At 42.0% G+C, this 22,373-nt stretch carries 21 protein-coding genes and 14 tRNA genes; 4 read left to right on the top strand and 31 right to left on the bottom strand.

The features are described 5' to 3' along the window. Positions 1 to 39: 39 nt before the first annotated feature. The 4 genes from CEF22_RS05395 to CEF22_RS05380 form a co-directional block, all read right to left on the bottom strand. On the bottom strand, positions 40 to 282 hold the full coding sequence (locus tag CEF22_RS05395) for a DUF2584 domain-containing protein (protein ID WP_100402050.1): 243 nt from the start codon (positions 280 to 282) through the stop codon (positions 40 to 42). After that, positions 261 to 1,073, bottom strand: coding sequence for an alpha/beta hydrolase family protein (locus CEF22_RS05390; protein ID WP_100402049.1), 813 nt, complete (start codon positions 1,071 to 1,073; stop codon positions 261 to 263). Before CEF22_RS05390 ends, CEF22_RS05395 begins: the two co-directional genes overlap by 22 nt. Further along, positions 1,070 to 1,543 (bottom strand): RNA deprotection pyrophosphohydrolase, encoded by a 474-nt coding sequence (ytkD, locus tag CEF22_RS05385; RefSeq protein WP_332849163.1) that lies wholly within the window; start codon positions 1,541 to 1,543, stop codon positions 1,070 to 1,072. The genes CEF22_RS05390 and ytkD overlap by 4 nt, the downstream gene beginning before the upstream one ends. Positions 1,544 to 1,627: 84 nt before the next feature. Beyond that, the gene (locus CEF22_RS05380) at positions 1,628 to 1,942 is read right to left on the bottom strand and encodes a hydrolase (protein ID WP_095479727.1); all 315 of its coding nucleotides are present in this window, start codon (positions 1,940 to 1,942) and stop codon (positions 1,628 to 1,630) included. Positions 1,943 to 2,103: 161 nt separating this feature from the next. Here CEF22_RS05380 and CEF22_RS05375 point away from each other — a divergent pair, with 161 nt between their 5' ends. Then, entirely contained in the window at positions 2,104 to 2,352 is a 249-nt protein-coding gene (locus CEF22_RS05375) for a DUF6154 family protein (protein WP_094836576.1), read from the top strand. A 220-nt stretch (positions 2,353 to 2,572) separates the two neighbouring features. Here CEF22_RS05375 and CEF22_RS05370 read toward each other — a convergent pair whose 3' ends face one another. Both CEF22_RS05370 and CEF22_RS05365 read right to left on the bottom strand, forming a co-directional pair. After that, positions 2,573 to 2,755 (bottom strand): putative motility protein, encoded by a 183-nt coding sequence (locus CEF22_RS05370; protein ID WP_095479726.1) that lies wholly within the window; start codon positions 2,753 to 2,755, stop codon positions 2,573 to 2,575. A 24-nt stretch (positions 2,756 to 2,779) separates the two neighbouring features. After that, the gene (locus tag CEF22_RS05365) at positions 2,780 to 3,220 is read right to left on the bottom strand and encodes a Dps family protein (RefSeq protein WP_095479725.1); all 441 of its coding nucleotides are present in this window, start codon (positions 3,218 to 3,220) and stop codon (positions 2,780 to 2,782) included. A gap of 155 nt (positions 3,221 to 3,375) precedes the next feature. On the opposite strand from CEF22_RS05365, the gene ytzI reads away from it, so the two are divergent. Further along, the gene (gene ytzI / locus CEF22_RS05360) at positions 3,376 to 3,534 is read left to right on the top strand and encodes a YtzI protein (protein WP_100402047.1); all 159 of its coding nucleotides are present in this window, start codon (positions 3,376 to 3,378) and stop codon (positions 3,532 to 3,534) included. 6 nt (positions 3,535 to 3,540) lie between these two features. Next, a complete protein-coding gene (yidD, locus tag CEF22_RS05355) occupies positions 3,541 to 3,780 on the top strand; it encodes a membrane protein insertion efficiency factor YidD (protein ID WP_100402046.1) in 240 nt (79 codons plus the stop codon). Positions 3,781 to 3,787: 7 nt separating this feature from the next. On the opposite strand, the gene menC is transcribed toward yidD, so the two are convergent. The 6 genes from menC to CEF22_RS05325 form a co-directional block, all read right to left on the bottom strand. Further along, positions 3,788 to 4,894, bottom strand: a complete 1,107-nt coding sequence (gene menC, locus CEF22_RS05350) for an o-succinylbenzoate synthase (protein WP_100402045.1) — start codon at positions 4,892 to 4,894, stop codon at positions 3,788 to 3,790. Beyond that, the gene (locus CEF22_RS05345; RefSeq protein WP_100402044.1) at positions 4,891 to 6,324 is read right to left on the bottom strand and encodes an o-succinylbenzoate--CoA ligase; all 1,434 of its coding nucleotides are present in this window, start codon (positions 6,322 to 6,324) and stop codon (positions 4,891 to 4,893) included. The genes menC and CEF22_RS05345 overlap by 4 nt, the downstream gene beginning before the upstream one ends. 402 nt (positions 6,325 to 6,726) lie before the next feature. Continuing rightward, positions 6,727 to 7,545 carry a 1,4-dihydroxy-2-naphthoyl-CoA synthase gene (gene menB / locus CEF22_RS05340; RefSeq protein WP_094836583.1) on the bottom strand — a complete coding sequence of 273 codons (819 nt, stop codon included), beginning with the start codon at positions 7,543 to 7,545 and terminating at the stop codon, positions 6,727 to 6,729. 14 nt (positions 7,546 to 7,559) lie between these two features. Continuing rightward, positions 7,560 to 8,369, bottom strand: a complete 810-nt coding sequence (gene menH / locus CEF22_RS05335; RefSeq protein ID WP_100402043.1) for a 2-succinyl-6-hydroxy-2,4-cyclohexadiene-1-carboxylate synthase — start codon at positions 8,367 to 8,369, stop codon at positions 7,560 to 7,562. Next, positions 8,357 to 10,120, bottom strand: coding sequence for a 2-succinyl-5-enolpyruvyl-6-hydroxy-3-cyclohexene-1-carboxylic-acid synthase (gene menD / locus CEF22_RS05330; protein ID WP_100402042.1), 1,764 nt, complete (start codon positions 10,118 to 10,120; stop codon positions 8,357 to 8,359). The genes menH and menD overlap by 13 nt, the downstream gene beginning before the upstream one ends. Then, positions 10,113 to 11,522: an isochorismate synthase gene (locus CEF22_RS05325; protein WP_232726069.1), complete on the bottom strand. Its 1,410-nt coding sequence runs from the start codon at positions 11,520 to 11,522 to the stop codon at positions 10,113 to 10,115. The genes menD and CEF22_RS05325 overlap by 8 nt, the downstream gene beginning before the upstream one ends. Positions 11,523 to 11,818: 296 nt before the next feature. Here CEF22_RS05325 and CEF22_RS05320 point away from each other — a divergent pair, with 296 nt between their 5' ends. Continuing rightward, positions 11,819 to 12,742 (top strand): 1,4-dihydroxy-2-naphthoate polyprenyltransferase, encoded by a 924-nt coding sequence (locus CEF22_RS05320; protein ID WP_100402041.1) that lies wholly within the window; start codon positions 11,819 to 11,821, stop codon positions 12,740 to 12,742. A gap of 52 nt (positions 12,743 to 12,794) precedes the next feature. Here the strand turns inward: CEF22_RS05320 and CEF22_RS05315 are convergent, their stop codons facing one another. The 19 genes from CEF22_RS05315 to CEF22_RS05225 all read right to left on the bottom strand — a co-directional run bounded on the left by CEF22_RS05315 (position 12,795) and on the right by CEF22_RS05225 (position 22,367). Then, positions 12,795 to 15,212 (bottom strand): glycogen/starch/alpha-glucan phosphorylase, encoded by a 2,418-nt coding sequence (locus CEF22_RS05315; RefSeq protein ID WP_100402040.1) that lies wholly within the window; start codon positions 15,210 to 15,212, stop codon positions 12,795 to 12,797. Continuing rightward, on the bottom strand, positions 15,202 to 16,650 hold the full coding sequence (gene glgA, locus CEF22_RS05310; protein WP_100402039.1) for a glycogen synthase GlgA: 1,449 nt from the start codon (positions 16,648 to 16,650) through the stop codon (positions 15,202 to 15,204). The genes CEF22_RS05315 and glgA overlap by 11 nt, the downstream gene beginning before the upstream one ends. After that, entirely contained in the window at positions 16,647 to 17,675 is a 1,029-nt protein-coding gene (locus tag CEF22_RS05305; protein WP_100402038.1) for a GlgC family sugar phosphate nucleotidyltransferase, read from the bottom strand. The genes glgA and CEF22_RS05305 overlap by 4 nt, the downstream gene beginning before the upstream one ends. Positions 17,676 to 17,699: 24 nt before the next feature. Next, complete coding sequence (locus CEF22_RS05300; protein ID WP_100402037.1) at positions 17,700 to 18,848, bottom strand: glucose-1-phosphate adenylyltransferase; 1,149 nt, start codon at positions 18,846 to 18,848, stop codon at positions 17,700 to 17,702. A gap of 16 nt (positions 18,849 to 18,864) precedes the next feature. Next, complete coding sequence (gene glgB, locus CEF22_RS05295; protein ID WP_100402036.1) at positions 18,865 to 20,724, bottom strand: 1,4-alpha-glucan branching protein GlgB; 1,860 nt, start codon at positions 20,722 to 20,724, stop codon at positions 18,865 to 18,867. Between the two features lie 388 nt (positions 20,725 to 21,112). Next, positions 21,113 to 21,184 (bottom strand) — tRNA-Glu (locus tag CEF22_RS05290). A 4-nt stretch (positions 21,185 to 21,188) separates the two neighbouring features. Beyond that, positions 21,189 to 21,279, bottom strand: a tRNA-Ser gene (locus CEF22_RS05285). 6 nt (positions 21,280 to 21,285) lie between these two features. After that, a tRNA-Asn gene (locus CEF22_RS05280) sits at positions 21,286 to 21,360 on the bottom strand. 6 nt (positions 21,361 to 21,366) lie between these two features. Beyond that, positions 21,367 to 21,440, bottom strand: a tRNA-Ile gene (locus tag CEF22_RS05275). A gap of 12 nt (positions 21,441 to 21,452) precedes the next feature. Beyond that, a tRNA-Gly gene (locus CEF22_RS05270) sits at positions 21,453 to 21,526 on the bottom strand. Between the two features lie 9 nt (positions 21,527 to 21,535). Continuing rightward, a tRNA-Phe gene (locus tag CEF22_RS05265) sits at positions 21,536 to 21,611 on the bottom strand. An 18-nt stretch (positions 21,612 to 21,629) separates the two neighbouring features. Then, positions 21,630 to 21,706 (bottom strand) — tRNA-Asp (locus CEF22_RS05260). Between the two features lie 5 nt (positions 21,707 to 21,711). Further along, positions 21,712 to 21,785: transfer RNA gene (locus tag CEF22_RS05255), tRNA-Met, on the bottom strand. 27 nt (positions 21,786 to 21,812) lie between these two features. Beyond that, positions 21,813 to 21,905 (bottom strand) — tRNA-Ser (locus CEF22_RS05250). 14 nt (positions 21,906 to 21,919) lie between these two features. Continuing rightward, positions 21,920 to 21,996, bottom strand: a tRNA-Ile gene (locus CEF22_RS05245). 7 nt (positions 21,997 to 22,003) lie between these two features. After that, positions 22,004 to 22,077, bottom strand: a tRNA-Met gene (locus CEF22_RS05240). Between the two features lie 18 nt (positions 22,078 to 22,095). Further along, a tRNA-Ala gene (locus tag CEF22_RS05235) sits at positions 22,096 to 22,171 on the bottom strand. A 29-nt stretch (positions 22,172 to 22,200) separates the two neighbouring features. Further along, positions 22,201 to 22,274, bottom strand: a tRNA-Pro gene (locus CEF22_RS05230). A 16-nt stretch (positions 22,275 to 22,290) separates the two neighbouring features. Further along, a tRNA-Arg gene (locus tag CEF22_RS05225) sits at positions 22,291 to 22,367 on the bottom strand. Positions 22,368 to 22,373: the final 6 nt, after the last annotated feature.

Here is a 22,373-nt window from a genome sequence, read left to right as displayed (position 1 = left end):
AAACGAAAAGCGGCTTAGTTTCCCTTAGCCGCCTTCGGTTTAGTTCGTTGAATTTAATGAGATCAGTTTGTATGTAAGAATGGTGCTTTCTTGTTGCCACTCTACTTTTTCAATGATAGCGGTTCCACTAATTTCGCTATCTCTTGTTTTATAAACGTGGATCGGAATATCAATCGGATATAAGCGATATCCCGATTTCTTTAACGAGAAACTATTTTCTTCTATCCGTTTCTCTTTCCCTTTTGTGACGATCATCGTATTTAATTCCATTGGCATACCCATTTTTTCTCCTCCTCCATATGAGCACTGTTTTTCATCCAATCACAAAGCTGCTGAACAACTTGTCGGTTCACAGCCGGCGGAAAGTAATGATCATATTGATCAAAATACCATGTTTCCAACGGCTTTTCCAGTTGTTTTAACCCTCGTTCTAATTGATAAGCATGTTCAATGTTGACATTCTGATCTTTCTTCCCATGAATAATCAAAACAGGGGCCGTTATTTTATCTAAATCATGCAGTGGAGTTCGCCATTGATAAAGCTCCTCATGCTTATAAGGACTTCCGCCGATCACACGCTTCATCATGCGGCGCATATCTTTTCTTTCTTCATAGGTAAGAATCATATCAGAAACGCCTCCCCATGTCACAACAGATGCCGCCTCTTTCTCAATCGCCGTCAATAATGCCATGACTCCTCCTCGTGAAAAACCAAACAGATGAACCCTTCCCGTCACTTGAGGATGTGCCTGCAATAAGTCAAATGCTGAAAATGCATCTTCTCTGTCTTCTCCTGCAAAATCTTCCTGCCCTTCTCCCCCTCGATTTCCTCGATAAAAAGGGGCGAACACAATGAAGCCTTCTGATGCAAATTGGGTAATTCTTGCGGGGCGTACCATGCCAACATTCTTAATGCCACCTCGCAAATAAAGAAAACCATCAAAGCTTCTTTCTGCTTTTGGTTCCGCTAACAACCCCTTTACCTTCAGCCCGCTTGACACATATGTCACCATCCATAAACGCACACTCGGATGAGGGGATGGAAAACGGATCTTCTCGACGATAGACGTCATTGGATCACCGCATGTAAATAGTCTAGCGTTCGCTCGACAACTTCATCTTTCATTAAAAAGCTAAACTCACGATTCATTCGCTTTTGGCGTAAATCTTCATGAAACAGCACCGGCCCATCTGTTTCTAAATAATCGCCCTTCTTTTCTATATACCCGATTTGAGCGAAAAAAATCGCTTTCACAAATGGGTTTTCCGGATGCTGAACATAATATTCTCCCACAAATGTCATCTCGTCAATGACCCCTCCTGTTTCTTCATACACCTCTCTTTTAGCGGCTTCCTCTAGCGTTTCCCCAAGCTCTACTTTCCCGCCAGGACACTCTAATCCTCGTTTCGGATGTCTTGTTAATAACCACTGACCATTGTGTCGGCAAAACACAAGTACATGCTTAGCAGATAATGAAAAGCTGTCAGATTGAAAAGAAAGCGTCACCTGACAGCCATTTTGATCGGCGAATTCGAACATCATTCTCCCCTACCTCTATCCCATTCCTCGCATAAGACTGATAGTGACAGCCATGCTTAGAAGCTTTTCTTTTTATTATACCGTATTTCACATTCCCCACATATCTTTTATATGCGTCTTCGCTTCCTCATCGCCAAGCTCATAAATCATTTCATAAACCTTTTTCAAATTATCGTCATAGCGATCGTTCGGTCGGTCAAAATGATATTGAACGTACGGTACATGAGCGCGAAAAAAACCTTCCCATTCCACCGCATAATTAGCATCAAACAACTCCCTTAGCTGAATAATCTCTGCATCTGTGGCATATATTCTAAAATTCCATGGAGAAGCTGTTGCTGTTCTCATAATTTCTCCATTGGCCAATTGGATATAATAAGCTGTTTTTTCCTCTTTCATCATTGTCACCTCCTGTTCTTATCATTCCCTGGCTGTTATAAATCATGATTGTGAAAAAAATATGTCCATTCTCTTACAATAGACTGGTTTATTTACTGCAGTTAGGGTATAAAAGAAATAAGGGGATCAAGAGAAATCACTATAAAACAAAGGAGCGAGTACGTATGAAGCTAGTCGATGAATTGTATGAAATTTACCGTGGGAGGCTCCAAGGTTCAGATGAAGACCTCGATATGATTACTCTTGCTGTCGTAGAACAGCTATCTAATAAAGAAATATTCTCGATCATTAAAGAAATGAACGAAGAGGAATTGCAATATTTCTTTCGCGTCTACTTGTTTGAAGCATTGAGAGAGAAATTTAATAACGATGCAATAGAAGAAGGTTGGCAAGAGAAAAATTTTTATCACTAATACATACTAGCAGCATTTAGCCAGCATACAAAAAGGATGCCCTTAGAAAGAGGACATCCTTTTTTGTCCCGCATTAACGGGCAGTAAGATCCTACATCAAAATTCAGTGAAAGCAAAGAAGTTAGGCGGGGGATCAACTGCCCGTAAAAGCCCGATTGGTTCAACTAATAATCAGTGGGGGGATGGAGAAAACCCCCACTAATTAAAGTTTCACTTTATATCAGCCTTTAATATCAATCGCTGCTCCTTTAAACGGGTGAGGCGCTGCTTGGACTTTCGGTAACGTCTCCATCATTTGGATCGCTTGAGCCGTTTGGGTCGCCATTTGGCTTTTTAATAAGTTCAAACTTAATGTTTGTTGTAGCTCAGCCACTTGCTTGCCCATCATTGCAGATAATTCCATCTCTCTTCCTCCTATTCTCGGTGCTTATTTTCCTAAGAAGGACTTTAGCATCCATGCGTGCTTTTCTAATCCTTGGTGAATAGCAAGAAGCATATCACCTGTCGTTTCATCATCCACTTCGCCTGCTAAGTCCATCGCTGCTTTCAGCTCAGCGATGATCGTTGTAAAATCATTGACTACTGATTGTACCATTTGCTCTGCTGTTTCTTTTCCTTCTGCTTCGCCAATAGTCGCCATTTCCAACGATTCTTTTAGCGTCGCAACCGGCTCTCCGCCAAGAGCTAACAAACGTTCTGCTAGTTCATCAATATGAAGAGATGCTTCCGTGTATAGTTCTTCAAACTTATCATGTAAAGCAAAAAATTGTGGCCCCTTCACAAACCAATGATAGTTATGTAATTTTGTGTAAAGTACCGTCCAGTTAGCAATTTGTTGGTTCACACTTTGAACTAATTTTTCTGACATAAAACATTCTCCTCCTCAATTGTGATTCTTTTGTTTTATTCCCACTCTTTTTCATTTTAAAACATCATCTCTACTTTGTCCAAAGAACTGACACAAGCAAAGGACATACACCGACATAAGAAAACATGGTAAAATACGTGTAGGAGGGATCACAAATGACTACTGTATTAATTATTTCTATCGTCATCGTCATTGCCGTACTTATTTTCACGATTATGTCTATTAGCAAAGGCTATCAATATAAACATACGATTGATCCAATCGAAAACAACCCACATTTACAGCAAAATGAATCCGAAAAAAACAAGGAATAACCAACGATGAAAATACTATTTATGGGTCTCATTCGCTTTTACCAAAAGTTCATTTCACCCTTAAAGCCACCAACGTGCCGCTTTTATCCCACATGCTCTCATTATGGCTTAGAAGCGGTTCAACGATTCGGTGCGATCAAGGGTGGGTATTTAACGATTGTTCGTATTTTTAAATGTCACCCATTTCACCCCGGGGGCTTTGATTTCGTCCCTGAAACGTGGAAAGATCGAAAAAAGAAGAACTAACACATGATTATCGTGTCAGTTCTTCTTTTCGTATCGTGACTTCTTTTAGCCGTTTTTTATTTATTTGATAACCGATTCCTGCCTCAGGCGATAAAGGAATCCGACCGTTCACTACTTCAATTTCCGGCTCAATGATGTCCTCACTCCAATAATGATTAGAAGAAGATAAGTCTCCTGGAATCGAAAAGCCTTCGAGTGAAGCGAGAGCGACATTGTGAGCACGAGATATGCCAAACTCAATCATACCACCCGCCCAAACAGGTATGCCTCGCTGTAGACAAAGATCATGAATCTTCTTCGCTTCTTCCAATCCACCGACACGCCCGATTTTAATATTAATCACCCCACAGCTTCCAACCTCTAGGGCATTTTCCGCATCGCGAATCGAACGAATACTTTCATCAAGACAAATCGGTGTCTTAATCACTTTTTGCAGCTTAGCATGTTGGACGAGATCATCCACCGCTAACGGCTGTTCAATCATCAATAGCTGAAACTCATCTAACGCTTTTAACCGCTCGATATCTTGCAAGGAATAAGCAGAATTAGCATCGGCCATCAGAGGAATGGTTGGAAACTCACGGCGAATGCTTCGTAGTAGCTTTCGATCATTTTGCGGGTTAATCTTCACCTTAATGCGCTCGTATCCTTGCGTAACGAGCTTATCCATTCGCCGTAGCGTTTCGGTGACTGATGAGCCTGCCGCTACTGCACCAGCACGTATTTCTTTTCTAACACTACCTAGTGACATGGCAAGCGGTTGGCCTAGGCGCTTACTATATAAATCCCAAATCGCCGTTTCCACACCTGCTTTCGCCATCGGATTGCCCCTCACGACGTCAAACCATTGATTGACCTCAGAAGGATGATTGATTTTGCGATCGAGTACAAGCGGCGCTAATATATCCTTGATCATATGATAACTCGTTTGTACCGTTTCCTCTGTATACCACGGCGTCGAAAAAGCAACCGCCTCTCCGTAGCCAGTTACTCCATCAACATCTATCGCTTCTACAATGATACTGCGTCGCTTTTTCACCGTTTCTAAATGAGTGACGAACGGCGATTTCAGCTCCATTTCAATAACATGAACAATCAAGCGTTCAAGCTTCATTTTTTCTGCCTCTTTTCATACACTACTTTTAGCTCGCGCCGCATTAATTTTTTCGCGGCATTTCGCGGCAATTGATCGACGCTGAAAATAGCAGACGGACATTTATATTTAGCTAGTCGTTGCTTGCAAAACGCTTGAATCTCGACCGTATCAAGCGGCTCCTTCCCGACAATAAAAGCAACAGGCACTTGCCCCCAGTGATCATCAGCAACACCGACAACCCCAGCTTCAGCGATCGCTGGATGAGCAAGTAGCACCGATTCAATTTCTGCCGGATACACATTTTCTCCTCCAGAAATGATTAAGTCGGAGCGGCGATCTAATACGTATAAAAAGCCTTCTTCATCCAAATAACCGATATCACCTGTGTGAAACCAACCATCTGAAAAAGAGTCTTGATTTGCTTCCTCTCGTCGCAAATAGCCATTCGTCACATTCGGTCCTTTAACAAGAATTTCTCCCTCCTTTTCCTCACCAGCGATTTTCAACTGACATGGAAAAAGCGGCTTCCCGGCAGAACCGAGCTTCGATAAGCTATACTCTGGCGGAAGTGTCACGATTTGTGAAGATGTTTCTGTCATACCATACGTTTGGTACACAGGGATATCTTTTGCTACACAAGCTTCTAATAAAGGTTTAGGGGCTGGACCACCACCTAGTAACATACAGCGAAAGGATGGATGATAAGACCCTTCTAATTTATCGAGCATCCGCTTCAGCATCGCGGAGACGACAGAAATAATAGTTCCTTCTCCTTTTTGCAACGCTTCATTCACCTTTTCCTCATCAAACTGCTCATATAATCGAATCGCCATCCCATAGACGACGCTACGAATTAAAATGGAATACCCACTAATATGAAAAAGAGGGACAGTACAAATCCAACAATCTTGTTCATGAATCCCTAAATTCAATGCCGATCCTGTGGCACTCCACCAATGGTTTCCATAAGTCTGCAACACGCCTTTCGGTTGGCCTGTCGTTCCAGATGTATACATGACAGAACATACTTCCTCAAGATCAAATGTTTCACGACCTTGTCGCTTTGACAGCTGCTCACGGCTCACCATCTCAATAGTATGTATCCCTTCAAACGCTTCAATAAGCGACCGGAAAGCTGAATCGTATACTACATACTTCGCCTGTGCGTCCTCTAGCTGCCACGCCAATTCCGCACTCGTTAAACGATGATTCAATAAAACAGCGATCGCTCCTATTTGCTGTAGCGCATGAATCAAAAACACCGCTTTCTCTGTATTCTTTACAAGCACACCCACATAATCGCCGTGCTGAATCTGTTGTTGCTGTAAAAAGGCCGTCTCTATTTGGACCTCCTCATACAATTGTGAAAACGTCCAGCTCCTCTCACCGAAATAAAGAGCCGGACGATCAGGCGTTAAAAAAGCTCTCTGTTTTAACCAATTAGGCATACTCTGTGACACGCTTTTTCCGCTCCTTCCTTCCCCCTACTGGCGGACAAAAAAGCTTGATGGAAAACCATCAAGCTTTTGGACTTTGCCACATCCGCAAGCCGGAGGGCTATATTTATTTATAGGTATTGACTAGCTTCGCCTCCTAGACACTCGAGTCAAATGCCAGCCTGACTGCATGGCTGAAGAACGCCATTTCATCATTCTGTCATTTGCTTTTCGGGGCTGAACAAGGCGCTTCCGCTTTTCTTGGCTAGCTCCAAGCCCCAGCGACTAGTGGACTTCCACGATCCTCCTTGCGATAAGTCAACATCGATTCACTATCGTTCATCGTGTTTCCTTTATCTCGTGCAGGTCATTCCAGTCCATACGTCGCTAAATGGGGCTTTCCGCTTTTCTTTATTAAGGGAATCTTGGGAATTGGCCGAAGTCTGGTTTGCGTTTTTCTTTGAAGGCGTCTCTTCCTTCTTTTGCTTCTTCTGTTGTGTAGTATAGAAGCGTTGCGTCACCAGCTAGTTGTTGTAGACCTGCAAGGCCATCTGTATCTGCGTTCATCGCTGCTTTGATGAAACGTAGAGCAGTCGGGCTCTTCTCAAGCATTTCTTGCGCCCATTGAACTGTCTCTGCTTCTAATTGTTCTAAAGGTACAACCGTGTTAACTAAGCCCATATCCAATGCTTCTTGTGCATTGTATTGGCGGCATAGGTACCAAATCTCTCTCGCTTTTTTATGTCCAACAAGGCGAGCTAAGTAGCCAGAGCCATAACCTGCGTCGAAGCTTCCAACATTCGGTCCAGTTTGTCCGAACACTGCGTTATCTGCTGCAATCGTTAAATCACACACGACATGAAGAACATGACCGCCACCAATCGCATAACCAGCAACCATCGCAATGACCGGTTTTGGAATCACACGAATTAAGCGCTGTAAATCTAGTACGTTTAAGCGAGGAATTTGGTCGTCACCAACGTAACCACCATGTCCACGCACTTTTTGATCTCCACCAGAACAGAATGCTTTTTCGCCTGCTCCTGTTAAGACGATGACACCTACTTTTTCATCGTCGCGCGCGTACGCAAACGCATCGATTAATTCCATTACCGTTTTCGGACGGAACGCGTTGTGCACCTCCGGACGATTGATCGTAATTTTTGCAATTCCATTATACGTTTCATATAAAATATCTTCATATTGACGTTCATTAACCCATTCAAAAGCCATTAAAATTGCCTCCTTTATGTATAAATCAAAAATCCTCTTATTATTGTACCAAATTCTTCGCCATCTTCCACATGAATTGCATGACCTTTGCCAACAATTTCTCTCCATGTTGATCGCGAAAGCCTTTGACTCATCTCATAAGCGATGTTCGTAAATTTTTCATCTAATGTACCAGTGATGAGGAGAACTGGCATAGAGAGCTCAGAAAGCTGATCCCACCAAGACGGTTGCGAGCCAGTACCCATTCCTTTTAACGAGCCAGAAAGCCCAATGACATCATTTTGAAGCCTTTGCTCGCGAATCGCTTCTTGCTTCGTTAACGAAAGGTTTTTCTGTGTCGCAAATAGCGGGATATTTGTCCACCTATCGACAAACTTCTCGATTCCTTCTGTTTCGATTTTCATCGCTAGCTGTTCATCCGCTAGCCGACGTGCCGCTCGCTCCTCTTCTGTCTTCAGCCCTGGCGATGCACTTTCTAGCACAAGGCTTTGAACAGCCTCTGGAAAAAGAACCGCCAGCGTTAATGCGAGTCTACCTCCCATCGAATAGCCTAACAGATGAAAACGTTCAAATGAAAGCTTCTCCATTAACTCCTTCAAGTCCCGAGCAACGAGCTGAATATCATACCTGCTTGGATCGTCAGGACAACTACTTTCTCCATGCCCTAACAGATCAACGACTACGCACTGATAATCTTTTTTTAATAAAGTAACTGTATCTGCCCATGTTGTATGATCTCCTGTAAACCCATGTAAAAGAAGGAGCGGCTCGCCACTTCCGATGACATCATAACGATAGCGGCAATCATGAATCATGAGCTCCATTGTTGATCACCAACAAGCCATTCATTTATTTCCTGGGAAACATTCGCCCATAACTCACGATGAGCGACAACATTTTTTGCGCGATCGGTCACCGCTTCAATGATAAATAACCCATCTGCTTCCTCGGCGGTTTTCATCGCCTCATGTAGCATCTCCCTATCTGTCACCTTTGCATAACCGCCCCCATACAGCTTGGCAGCATGGGCAAAGTCAAGATCCGCTGGCGTGCCAAATAATTGTTCAAAATGCTTCGGCTCGGACGCTTGTGGTAAGTAAGAGAAAATCCCACCACCATTATTATTAATAACAATGACCGTCATTTTAATCTGATTCATCTTAGCAGCTAACAAACCATTTAAATCATGGAAAAAGGATAAATCACCTAAAATTAAATGCGTGGATGCATTAGCCGCTGCGACTCCGAGCGCACTAGAAACAAGGCCGTCAATGCCATTGGCTCCACGATTGGCATAAAGTTGAATATTTTTCGGTTGATTAAAAAAGAACGAATCTAAATCCCGAATTGGCATGCTGTTGCCGACAAATAGCGAGGACTCATCAGGCAAGTTTTGTAACACTTGATAAAAGAGCTTTCCTTCATCTAGCTCAGTATGCTGCTCTACCTCTTTCATTTGCGCTCTCGCTCGGTCGTTGATTTGCTTCCATTTCATTAACCATTCACAATTGGACTTCTTCTTTATAGTCTCACTAACTCTCAAGCAAAAATCTTTTTCATCAGAAGCAATCATATGAGAAGAGGCTGTGATTGGGTCTCTCCAGCCAGCACCTCCATCAATGACGAGATGCTCTTTATTCACATGCATTTTCAAATATTGAGTTAACGCTTTCGACACAGGCATCGCCCCGAAGCGAAGTACAACATCAAAAGCGGCCGCCTGTTTGATGGAATCATTTCGTAAAAAGGCGTCGTAGCTATCCATCACTACTGATTCAGCTGACTGGCCACTGCGAAGTCCTGACAATGGATCAGCTAAAATTGGATAGCCTAGCTTTTCAGCAAACTCGATCACCGCTTGCTTAAACCCTTCAGCATTCAGCGCTCCGCATACAATGAGCCCTTTTTCTTTCCCGCTTAGAAAATGAGCGAGTTGTTCGATATTTTGTTGACACAACGTCCGCTTCCCTTCTGTTAATAAAAGCGGTGCTTGCTCTACAAACTCTTTCTCCCCAAATGCTCCATCATAGGTCGGAATGAGCGGCTCCCTGAAAGGAAAATTCAAATGAACCGGTCCAGCTGGCGCTTGTGAAGCAATATAAACCGATTTGGCAGCAGACGAGCGAACGTAACGAAGCATATTATCATCGGCATCAGGCAATGCCATTTCAGCAAACCATTTCACATTTGTGCCATACAACTGATTTTGATCAATCGCCTGGGGTGCACCGATATCTCTTAGCTCATGCGGTCGATCTGACGTTAACACAATTAACGGCACGCGCGCATTTTTCGCCTCTACGATCGCCGGATAATAATTAGCTGCCGCAGTACCTGACGTACAAAGTAAAGCGACTGGTTTATTAGAAGCCTTCGCAAGCCCTAATGCAAAAAAGGCAGCCGAACGCTCATCAATTTGAATATAGACTTTTATATCAGGATGCTCAGCCAATAAAAGGGCCATAGGAGTAGACCGCGAACCCGGACTAATCACGGCGCTGTCTACTCCTGCTTTTGCTAGACCATCAATAAAATGGGCATTATATAACGTTAAATCTTTTTGATGATCATACATCAGTCGTTCCTCCTATTGCCCGTAGCATCGGTCGGAATTTGATACCCGTTTCAATGAATTCGCTTTCCGCTTGTGAATCGGCTACAACCCCACAACCAGCATAAAGAATCGCTTGTTGTTTATTTAACAAGCCTGAACGAATCGCCACAGCAAATTCACCATTTTTGCGGTAATCCATCCAACCGACAGGAGCTCCATAAAAGCCACGGTCCATGATTTCTAATCGGCGAATTTCTTGTAATGCTTTATCATTCGGTAATCCCCCAAGTGCCGGCGTCGGATGAAGTTTTTCCACAAATGGTAAAATCGATCCTTGTTCCGTATAACCAATAACTGGCGTATATAAATGCTGAATATCGCGAACCTTCATTAAAGTAGGCGTTGTCGGAACATCGAGTTCATGACATAAATGCGACATTTCTTTACGAATCATTTGCACGACATAATCATGCTCCACTCGATTTTTGCTGTCACTCAGAAGATCAGCTCCAAGTTGCTGATCTTCTGCTTCGTCCCGCCCTCGCTTAATCGATCCTGCTAAACAGGTGGATAGCGCGACTTGATCGCGTTTACGTACTAATCGTTCGGGCGAAGCTCCTAAGAAACAGCTTTCCATCGCTTCTAACGAGAAGACAAAGCTCTCTGGCTGTTGATCAAGTAAGCGTTCTAATACAAGATCTGGCGTAATATCCGACTGAAAATGAGCCGTCAGCTTTCTAGCTAGCACGACTTTTTTCAACTCAGGGTCGGCTGTAATGCTTCGTACTACTTCATCGATAGACCGCTTCCATTCCTCTGGATCATGTTCATCCATTTTAACAAGATCCACGGTTCTTTGTAGCAAAGGAAGCGCTTCATGCAATAGATGCGTTTTCTTTCGCTCCATCTTATCAATGAGCTCATCTGAGTCGTACGACGTACATATCATATTCGTCGTCAAGTAGCTTTCTCCATGATAAGTTGTCAGCATAAATTCTGGCACATAAAAGAAAGCGGGAGAAAAATTAGACCATTCCTCTTCCTGTGATCTTTCTGGATCAAAGGAAAAACCGCCAAATAGAAGTGGACCTGTTCCGTAAGCATCAAAAGGATTGTGAATCGATGCACATTCAGTCAGATCATCCCACTTCTGCTCTACCTCTTTATAACGCAGCTCATTTCTTTTCTCACTGCGAATCGTATGAATATTCCCTAACCCAACAATTGTCAATTCTCCATCTCGATCTTTCCAGAAAAATCGTTCCCCAGTATAAGTAGCTCGTCCATTTTGATAAAAAGCTAATGGATCAATGGAATCCACTTTCTCCACATAACTAAAGAGTAATGACTGGAGATGATTTAACTTGTTATTCATCTCATGGATAAACACTTCTTTTATCGGATGGCTCTTTATAGTAGACAATGAAATCTCCTCCATTGCACATACAGCAGTATGAATCGTTGTCAAACTTATTTAAAGATACACCTCTTGAACTCTTTATGTCAACGATTCCACCGTGTTTTGTCTTATTCTACCCTTATTATAATGCTTTGCTTCGATTGTTCCTATTATTTGTTTGTTTTGAACTCTCTAAATAAGCCCTTGAACCTGCTTAGAAGTGTGAAAAGTGATTGACACTTATCCTTTCCTTTTCTACACTTATAAATGACGAACAGAAGAAGAATTGTTCGTTATTAACTAAAGGGAGAGAATGAACAATGGAAGTCAATACATCCCCTTCCATTAAGCCGGACAAAGGCTGGAAAATTTGGTGGCAGCTTACGAGACCGCATACGTTAACAGCCGCATTTGTTCCTGTGTTTCTTGGAACAGCTTTGGCTGTCGCTGACACGTCGCTTCGGATCGATTTATTTTTAGCGATGCTCATTGCATGCCTACTGATTCAGGCAGCTACAAATATGTTTAACGAGTATTTCGATTACGTCAGAGGCCTCGACACGGAACAATCTGTGGGCATTGGGGGCGCGATTGTCCGAAATGGTGTACAGCCTCGTACCGTGCTTACGATCGGGTTTTCTTTTTTCGGTATCGCACTGTTGCTCGGAATTTATATTTGCGCGAATACAACATGGTGGATTGCTGTCATTGGGATTATTTGTATGGCTGCTGGCTATTTTTATACAGGTGGACCCATTCCAATTGCCTACACACCATTTGGCGAACTAACAGCCGGCTTTTTTATGGGTGTTGTCATTATTTTGCTATCTTTTTACATTCAAACAGGCTTTATTTCCACAGCTAGCCTTCTTATTTCTGTCCCGATCTCGATCTTAGTTGGATCGATTTTGTTAGCCAACAACATTCGTGATTTAGATGGAGATAAAGAAAATGGTCGAAAAACGCTCGCCATTTTAGTCGGACGAAAACGTGCCATTCAAGTACTAGCCGGAATGTTCATCGTTTCATTTGCTTGGGTAGCAGCTCTTGTCGTGTTTGAGGTTGGGTCACCGTGGCTCCTTCTCACTTTTTTAAGCATTCCGAAAGCGGTAAGAGCGACGAAAGGCTTCATCGGCAAAACATTACCGATTCAAATGATGCCTGCAATGAAAGCAACGGCTCAAACAAATACGATCTTTGGCTTCTTGCTATCAATCGGCATTTGTTTAGGCTATCTTTTATAATTATAAAAAACGGTGAGTTCCCACTTTACATGGAGACTCACCGTTTTTATTTTTAGCGTTTAACGAGCACTTGGCTGCCGCGACTATGAATGTCCCAAATGTCTGATGCATACTCTCGAATCGTCCGATCACTGGAGAAATATCCTGACTGACTAATGTTACGTGCTGTCATTTGGAACCAGCGATTTCGATCCTTTTCATACAATTGCCCCGCTTCTTGCTGTTTATCGCGGTACGCCGCAAAATCTTTCAATACAAAATATTGATCATTTTCCATCAGCAACGAATCATAAATCATCTCAAACTGATCCTCTTCATCAAAGAAGCCGTTCACTAGCTGATCCATCACTTGACGAATGTGATCATCATGATGATAATAATCCATCGAACGATAGCCGCCTTCACGTTCAAACTTCATCACTTCTTCTGCTTTCAAACCGAAAATGAAAATATTCTCTTTGCCTACCTGCTCTAAAATTTCGATATTAGCCCCATCAAGCGTGCCCATCGTCAGTGCACCATTCATCATAAATTTCATATTTCCTGTCCCTGACGCTTCCTTACTGGCCGTCGAGATTTGCTCGCTAATATCCGCGGCTGGAATAATATCCTCCGCTAACGATACGCGGTAATTTTCTAAAAAGACGACTTTAATTCGGCCCTTTACGATCGGATCATTGTTGACCATATTTGCCACAGAATGAATGAGCTTAATAACTTTCTTTGCATAGTAATAACCAGGTGAAGCTTTCGCCCCGAACACAAACGTCCGAGGATACATATCAAAAGAAGCATCCTCCCGCATACGGTTATATAAATATAAAATATGCAACACATTCAATAATTGTCGTTTATATGCATGAAGCCTTTTCACCTGAATGTCAAAGATCGATTGTGGATCGACCGTAACCCCATTTTGCTCTAAAATCCGCTTCGCCAAAATTTCTTTTCGTTTCAGCTTCACATCCGCTAAGCTCTTTAAAAACGCTGCATCCTGTTCATAAGGATGAAGAAGAGATAACTTTTCCGGCTGCTTCATCCACTCATCGCCAATCGTTTCCGTAATGAGATGAGTTAATTCTGGATTGGACTTTATTAGCCAACGACGATGGGTCATTCCATTCGTTTTATTATTAAATTTCTCCGGTTGAAATTGATAAAATAAGTTCATTTCTCGATTCTTTAAAATCTCTGTATGGATTTTCGCGACCCCATTAACACTATGGCTTCCAGCAATCGCTAAATGCGCCATTTTCACTTGCCCGTGAGCGATAATCGCCATCTGTTCAATACGATCCCAATCTCCTGGATACAGCTCCCATAAGCTTTTACAGAAACGCTCATTAATCTCATCGACAATCATAAAGATTCGCGGCAGAAGCGGCTGGAAAATTCGAATCGGCCATTGCTCCAACGCTTCGGATAACGTCGTATGATTCGTATAACAAAACGTATTCGTCGTAATTTGCCACGCTTCCTCCCAGCTCATACCATGGTCATCGAGCAACACGCGCATGAATTCTGGAATCGCCAACACAGGATGCGTGTCATTAATATGAATCGACACATGCTCATGAAAATCGTGCAAGTCTTTATATTGCTCTAAATAATCTTGAATAATCGAGCGAATACTCGCTGAAACGAGAAAATATTGTTGCTTTAAACGTAAAATTTTCCCCTCATCGTTCGTATCATCTGGATATAAAAACTCAGAGATCGCTTCTGTTTCTTTTTTATATTTTAATATGTCTTGATTTGGCATATATCGAGACGGCTCAGCACTCCAAAGTCTAAGTGTATTAACCGTATCCGTTTCATAGCCAATCACTGGCATATCATAAGGAACCGCGCTCACATATTCAGCATCTACATGACGGAAAGTAAGCACTCCATCCTTTTCATACGTTTCAACTTTTCCCCAAAATGGGATTTCTACGGCCATATCGATTTTTCTTACTTCCCATACATGACCATAGCGCAACCAATGCTCCGGCAATTCTAACTGAAAGCCATCGACAATCCTTTGCTCAAATAATCCATGTTTATAGCGAATTCCACAGCCGTGTCCTGGTAGATCAAGTGACGCTAATGAATCAAGGAAGCAAGCCGCTAAGCGACCAAGCCCACCATTTCCTAATGCTGCGTCATACTCAATTTCCTCAAGCTCGTCTAAAGAAATATCTAAATCCTTCAAGCCTGCTTCCACGACATCATAAATGCCAAGGTTTAATAAATTTTGTCCTAATAGACGTCCAAGCAAAAATTCAATCGACAAATAATATACCTTCTTTTGCTTCGCTTTGCCGTATTGTTCATTCGTTTGAATCCAATTGGAGCTAATATATTCTCGTACCATGTTTCCTAGTGTTTGAAATTGATCAGACAACGTTGAATCTTGAAAGCTCTTTCCATACGCTCTTTCAATTCGCTTCAAAAAATTGGCTTTAAATTCTTCTTTATTAGAAAACATGACTTTCCCTCCTAGATGATAAGTCAGAATATAGTTTGCTATATTGTTTCGCTGATTGTGACCAGCTATAATCACAAGTCATCGCTTGCTTCACAAGGCTCTCCCAAACGTCTTTCTCCTGATACATACCAATCGCTCGCTTAAAGGTAAACAACATGTCATGGGCATTAAAATTAGTAAAAGAAAAGCCATTCCCTTCACCCGTTTGTTCACTGTAGGAAAGAACAGAATCATTCAGCCCTCCCGTTTCACGCACAAGTGGCACCGCTCCATACTTCATCGCAATCATCTGTCCAAGCCCGCAAGGCTCAAACTTCGAAGGCATCAAAAACAAATCGGAACCCGCATAAACCTTATGAGCTAACTCCTCATCAAATCCGATATAGGAGCGCACCTTTTGTGGATATCTCCACTCCATCTCTTTAAAAAACCATTCAAACTCATCTTCACCTGTACCGAGAACAATGAATTGCACATCTTCCTCGATCATTTCGTGAAACACTCGCGTCACAAGTTCTAACCCTTTTTGTCTTGTAAAGCGAGAAACTAGCGAAACAATTGGCGTATCAGCTTTTTCCTCTAATCCAAACATTCGTTGAAGCAATTGTTTGTTCTCTTTCTTTCCATTCAAGTGATCAAGGTCAAAAGGTATGATTAAAGGATCGGTCGCCGGATGATAAATGGAATCATCAATCCCATTTAATATCCCAACGAGGGCATCTTGCCTTTCTTGTAACACGCCATCCAAGCGTTCGCCAAAATAAGGAGTTAAAATTTCATTCTTATATGTAGGGCTAACGGTCGTGATCACATCGGCGGAAATTAGTCCACCTTTCATGAAATTGATGCAATCATAAAACTCTAGCTGGCGGCTATTGAAATACTGGCTATGTAAATTTAATAAATCCGTCAGCACACTTTGTGGGAAAATCCCTTGATACAATAAATTGTGAATCGTAAATACCGTTCGAATGAACTCATAGCCTGGACGATGTTGATGCTCGACTCGCAACATAAAAGGAATCATTGCCGTATGCCAATCGTGGCAATGAATCACATCCGGATAAAAGTCGAGGTGTGACAAGCTATCTAACACCGCTCTAGTGAAGTAAGAGAACCTTTCCCCATCATCGCCAAACCCATACATTTTGTCACGATTAAAGTAATACTCGTTATCGATGAAATAATAAACGATTCCATCTTTTTCAAGCTGTTCAACACCGCAATATTGGTTTCTCCAACCGACGGGCACAATATACTCAGCCACTTTTTTCATTTGTGCTCGGTACTCGAAAGGAATGGTCCCATATTTAGGGAGCATGACGCGAATATCCATTCCCTGCTTTTTTAACTCTTTCGGTAGAGAGCCGGCGACATCGGCCAGCCCTCCTGATTTAACGAAAGGTACACACTCTGATACAACAAATAGTAGTTTCACGAATTCATCAACACTCCTTGTACGGACCCTTTACGAATTACAATTGGCTCCTCTGGTGTACCTATAAGTTTAACCCCATCACCAATCACTGCATCTTTGTCAATAATGACATGAGCTAACTCACAATTTTCGCCAACCTTACTTTTTTGCATAATAATACAATTTTTCACCGTTGTATTTTTACCGATAAATACAGCACGCGAGATGACACTTTGTTCGATTTCTCCTTCAATGACGGTTCCATTAGCAATCATCGAATTTTTCACTAAAGAAGTATCCGTGTACTTCGTTGGTGGCTCATCCTTTACTTTCGTATAAATCGGCTGAAACTTATTAAAAAGCTGACACCAATTTTCCTTTTGCAACAGTTCCATACTGATCGTGTAGAAATCTTGGATCGATTGAATTTGCTCGCAATAACCATCCATCTCATATTGGCAAATATGATATGAATGATTGGCGTCGTTGACAATGTCTTGTATGCACGTATACCCAGTTTCTTTTCTAGTCTCAATCAATTCAATCAGCAATGGAACGGAGACAACATAAAGCTCAATCGGCCGACCTTGATTATGAATTTGTAAAATATCGCAGCCATCTGCTTCTAATTTTTTTAAAATAGGAGAAAAATCCATATTAAATACTGTATAACAATTACTAATGAGCGCATATTTTTGCGTGCTCCGTTTAAAATAATCGATATGTTGAGCGAAATGGCAAAACAATCCGCTCTTCTCTCCTTCGCTCTCTAGCTTAGGAGAAGGAAAGAAAAACAATCCGTCTCGTTTTCTATTTAAATCCCAATCTTTTCCTGAACCTAAATGATCCATTAATGAGCGATATTGGTGTTTAGGAAAGATCGCTACACTTTGAATACCTGAGTTCACCATATTCGATAAAATAAAATCAATCAGCCGATAGCGTCCAGCGAAAGGAACAGCTGCTAGCGATCGGTGAAGCAGTAAATCCTCCATTGATTCCGGCTGTGTAGTTGCATCAATAACACCAAGCATAGATCTATTCATTCCATTTCCTCCATTTCAACAAAGCTATTGCTTTTGTCCTATTAATTGAGCAAGATACTCTTCTGTGATTAGAAGAATGTCCTCTGTATGGTTATAAATCTCTACATTATCAGGTATTTCTAAATTACTATTAACAATCGCTCGTTCAATTACACAATTTCTTCCCACACGAGCATTTGGCATAATCACTGCATCTTTAATCACCGCCTGCTCCTCTACTTGCACACCTTGGAATAGAACGGAGTGGGTCACCTCCCCTTCAATGACACAGCCTTCATTAACGAGTGAATTTTTGACGACCGCCTGTTCACCGATAAATTGCGGCGGTTGGTTCGGGTTCACAGAGTAAATGCGCCATGAATGGTCTAATAAGTCTAATTCTTCTCCTCTATCTAACAGATCCATATTCGCTTCCCACAAGCTTTGAATCGTTCCAACATCCTTCCAATATCCGCTAAAAGGATAGGCAAATAACTTGAGCTTCTCTCTTAACATTAACGGGATCACATCTTTTCCAAAGTCGTTCGTTGACTCTGGATTCGCTTCATCGATTTCTAAATAGGTCTTCAACGTCGACCATTTAAAAATATAAATCCCCATTGAAGCTAAATTGCTATTCGGCTTCTCGGGCTTTTCGTCAAAATCTGTAATTTCCATTGCTTCATTTGTGCTCATAATGCCAAAGCGACTCGCCTCATCCCAAGGTACTTCAATAACAGAAATTGTCACATCTGCTTCCTTCTCGATATGGAAATTGAGCATTTTACTATAATTCATTTTATAAATATGATCTCCTGACAAAATCAAAACATGTTCTGGATCATACTGTTTTAAATAGTTTAAATTTTGATAGATCGCATTAGCTGTTCCTGAATACCACTTTAATCCTGCTGTTTCTGAATAAGGTGGTAATACCGTCACACCACCATTTTTCCTATCTAAATCCCATGCGCTTCCAATTCCGATGTAAGAATTGAGAACGAGCGGTTGATACTGAGTCAACACGCCAACTGTATGAATACCAGAATTTGCACAATTACTCAGCGGAAAATCAATGATGCGATATTTTCCTCCGTATGGAACAGCTGGTTTAGCTAAGCCTGTCGTCAATTCCTTTAATCTACTTCCTTGCCCTCCCGCTAATAGCATTGCTACACATTTTTCTTTCGCCATTTTATTCCCTCCTGATTTATATTTTAGGCTGAATATACACAACACCAAAAGGCGGTATCGTCATATGTACATAAGCTGGCTGCCCGTGAAAATCGCCTTTCTTTGCTTTTAAAGGAGCCGGATTAATCTGCCCTGATCCCCCATATTCTTTTCTGTCACTATTTAAGATCTCTTCATACAAACCAACTTCTGGAACTCCTATTCGATAATTTTCATATCCATATTCTCCAAAATTACAAATAGCAATCACTGGAGACCCATCCTTACTTCTACGAATAAATGAGTACACACTTTGTTGCGCATTATGAACATCAATCCATTGAAAACCACGAGGGTCATGATCTAACTCAAATAATGATTCAGCCCTCTTATATAAATGAATCAGGTTGATAAAATATTCCTGAAACTTCTGATGCATCTCATATTCAATCAAATGCCAATCAATTTCTTCAAGGTCTTTCCATTCTGAAAATGGCGCTAGCTCATTTCCCATAAACAAGAGCTTTTTACCAGGGTGAGCGATAAGAAACCCCATTAATAAGCGTAGCTGGGCAAATTTTTGCCAATAGTCACCTGGCATTTTATTTAATAACGATTTCTTTCCATGCACCACTTCATCGTGCGAAAAAGGCAGGATGAAATTTTCTGAGTAGGTATACATAAGTGAAAAGGAAATTAAATGATGATGATCCGAGCGTTGATGCCAATGCGTTTCCATGTACTTCAACACATCGTTCATCCATCCCATATTCCACTTATAATTAAATCCAAGTCCCCCCATATGTACGGGTGCCGTCACCTGCGGCCAGTCAGTTGAATCCTCGGCAATCATTAATACGTCAGGATCAAACTGAAATACCGCCTTATTCAGCTTCTTTAAAAACTTAAGTCCAAAAGGATTGACCTCTAGATGATCTCTGTTTGGCCAGTAAATAATATTGGCTACTGCATCCACTCGAAATCCATCGATATGAAAATAATCCAGCCAAAACAGCGCATTAGAGATCAGAAAGCTTTGGACCTCCGCCTTTCCTAAATCAAAATTGGCAGTACCCCAAATGTAATTTTCTCGATCCCAGCTTTTTTCATACTCATAATTATAGCTTCCATCTAATCTATGAAGCCCATGAGCATCCTTGCAAAAATGACCTGGTACCCAATCTAAAATGACACCAAGCTCATGCACATGACACTGATCGACAAAGTACATAAAGTCTTTAGGCTCTCCATAGCGACTCGTCGCCGCAAAGTACCCTGTTCCTTGATATCCCCATGATCGATCATATGGATGTTCTGTTACCGGCATCACTTCAATATGAGTAAACCCCAATTCTTTTACATAAGGAATCACTTGATCCGCCAATTCTCGATAAGAATAAAGAGTGCCATCCGCTTTCCTTTTCCAAGTTCCTAAGTGCAGCTCATAAATGCAGACAGGCTTTTCATAAATAGAAGACTGCTTTTTATTTTTTTGCCACAATTGATCCTGCCATTTATACCCTTCAAGCGAATATACAATGCTAGCTGTTCCTGGTCTTTCTTCGGCAAAGAAAGCATAGGGATCCGCCTTCAAATGTACTTCTCCCGTTTCTGTAAGCATTTCATATTTATACAGTTCACCTTCTAGATTTTTTTGAACCTGTATATACCAAATCCCTTCATTATTTATTTTTTGTAAGGAATACCCTTCCCCGTTCCAATTATTAAAACTACCAACAAGTCGTACTTGCTGAGCATAAGGAGCCCATACACAAAAAGATGTGTATATGTCGTTGTCAATCCTAGACAAATGAGCACCAAAAATGTCGTAGGCTTGAAATAAGTTGCCTTCATGAAATAAATGAATATCAAAATCGGTTGGATAAGCTGCTGTCATAATTCCCATCCTTTAAATTGAAATAATAAAATAGAGAAATCCTAGTATGGGGCTTATTTGAAGAGTTGTATTATGGAGTACCTTTTGAGAATACATTCTCTTTATTTAAAAGTTCTTTATCCTTTGAATAAATCCTTCTTAAAGAATTGTTAATTCATCGACAATTCTTAACAATAAATTAACATAAGCATCCCAAAGTGTAATTTTCCGTATTAGGACAACTATTCCTGTTAAGTCTATTCAAATAATCAATAATCTGAGACATCTTGAAGATAAACTCCGAAAAGTTTTTAGAGCTTGAGCCTATTTTTATTAAAAGTGTCGATCAGAAGGGATTTATTAGTAAACACAAAAAAAAGCTAATTCAATTGAATTAGCTTTTTTATGATGACCCGTACGGGATTCGAACCCGTGTTACCGCCGTGAAAGGGCGGTGTCTTAACCGCTTGACCAACGGGCCAGTATGGCGGAGAAGGAGGGATTTGAACCCTCGCGCCGGTTACCCGACCTACACCCTTAGCAGGGGCGCCTCTTCAGCCTCTTGAGTACTTCCCCAAAATATGGCTCCGCAGGCAAGATTCGAACTTGCGACCGATCGGTTAACAGCCGATAGCTCTACCACTGAGCTACTGCGGAATAAAATGGGCCTGAATGGACTTGAACCATCGACCTCACGCTTATCAGGCGTGCGCTCTAACCAGCTGAGCTACAGGCCCATAAATTCACAATGGAGCGGGTGATGGGAATCGAACCCACGACATCAGCTTGGAAGGCTGAGGTTTTACCATTAAACTACACCCGCATTGATAAGTGGTGGCTCAGGACGGAATCGAACCGCCGACACATGGATTTTCAGTCCATTGCTCTACCAACTGAGCTACTGAGCCAAGATTATTATGTATAAATGGCGGTCCGGACGGGACTCGAACCCGCGACCTCCTGCGTGACAGGCAGGCATTCTAACCAACTGAACTACCGGACCATATATTGCGGGGACAGGATTTGAACCTGCGACCTTCGGGTTATGAGCCCGACGAGCTACCAGACTGCTCCACCCCGCGACGATATGAATAAAAATTTATGAAATATGGCGGAGGAAGAGGGATTCGAACCCCCGCGCGGTTTAACCCGCCTGTCGGTTTTCAAGACCGATCCCTTCAGCCAGACTTGGGTATTCCTCCATATTTTATACAAGTGGTGGACCTTGCAGGACTCGAACCTGCGACCGGACGGTTATGAGCCGTCTGCTCTAACCAACTGAGCTAAAGGTCCTTTTAAGTAGCGGCGGAGGGGATCGAACCCCCGACCTCACGGGTATGAACCGTACGCTCTAGCCAGCTGAGCTACACCGCCATGTATTATATATTAAATTGGTGGAGCCTAGCGGGATCGAACCGCTGACCTCCTGCGTGCAAAGCAGGCGCTCTCCCAGCTGAGCTAAGGCCCCGTGTTACTATTTTTAGAACTTTTAAATGATCGGGAAGACAGGATTCGAACCTGCGACCCCTTGGTCCCAAACCAAGTGCTCTACCAAGCTGAGCTACTTCCCGAAAAAATATGTATTAATGGCGCGCCCGAGAGGAGTCGAACCCCTAACCTTTTGATCCGTAGTCAAACGCTCTATCCAATTGAGCTACGGGCGCATAAAA

Source organism: Bacillus sp. FJAT-42315, assembly GCF_002797375.1.
Lineage (GTDB): Bacteria > Bacillota > Bacilli > Bacillales > Domibacillaceae > Bacillus_CE.
The sequence above is the reverse complement of the archived record's forward strand: the minus strand, read 5'-3'. Positions and strand labels throughout refer to the sequence as shown.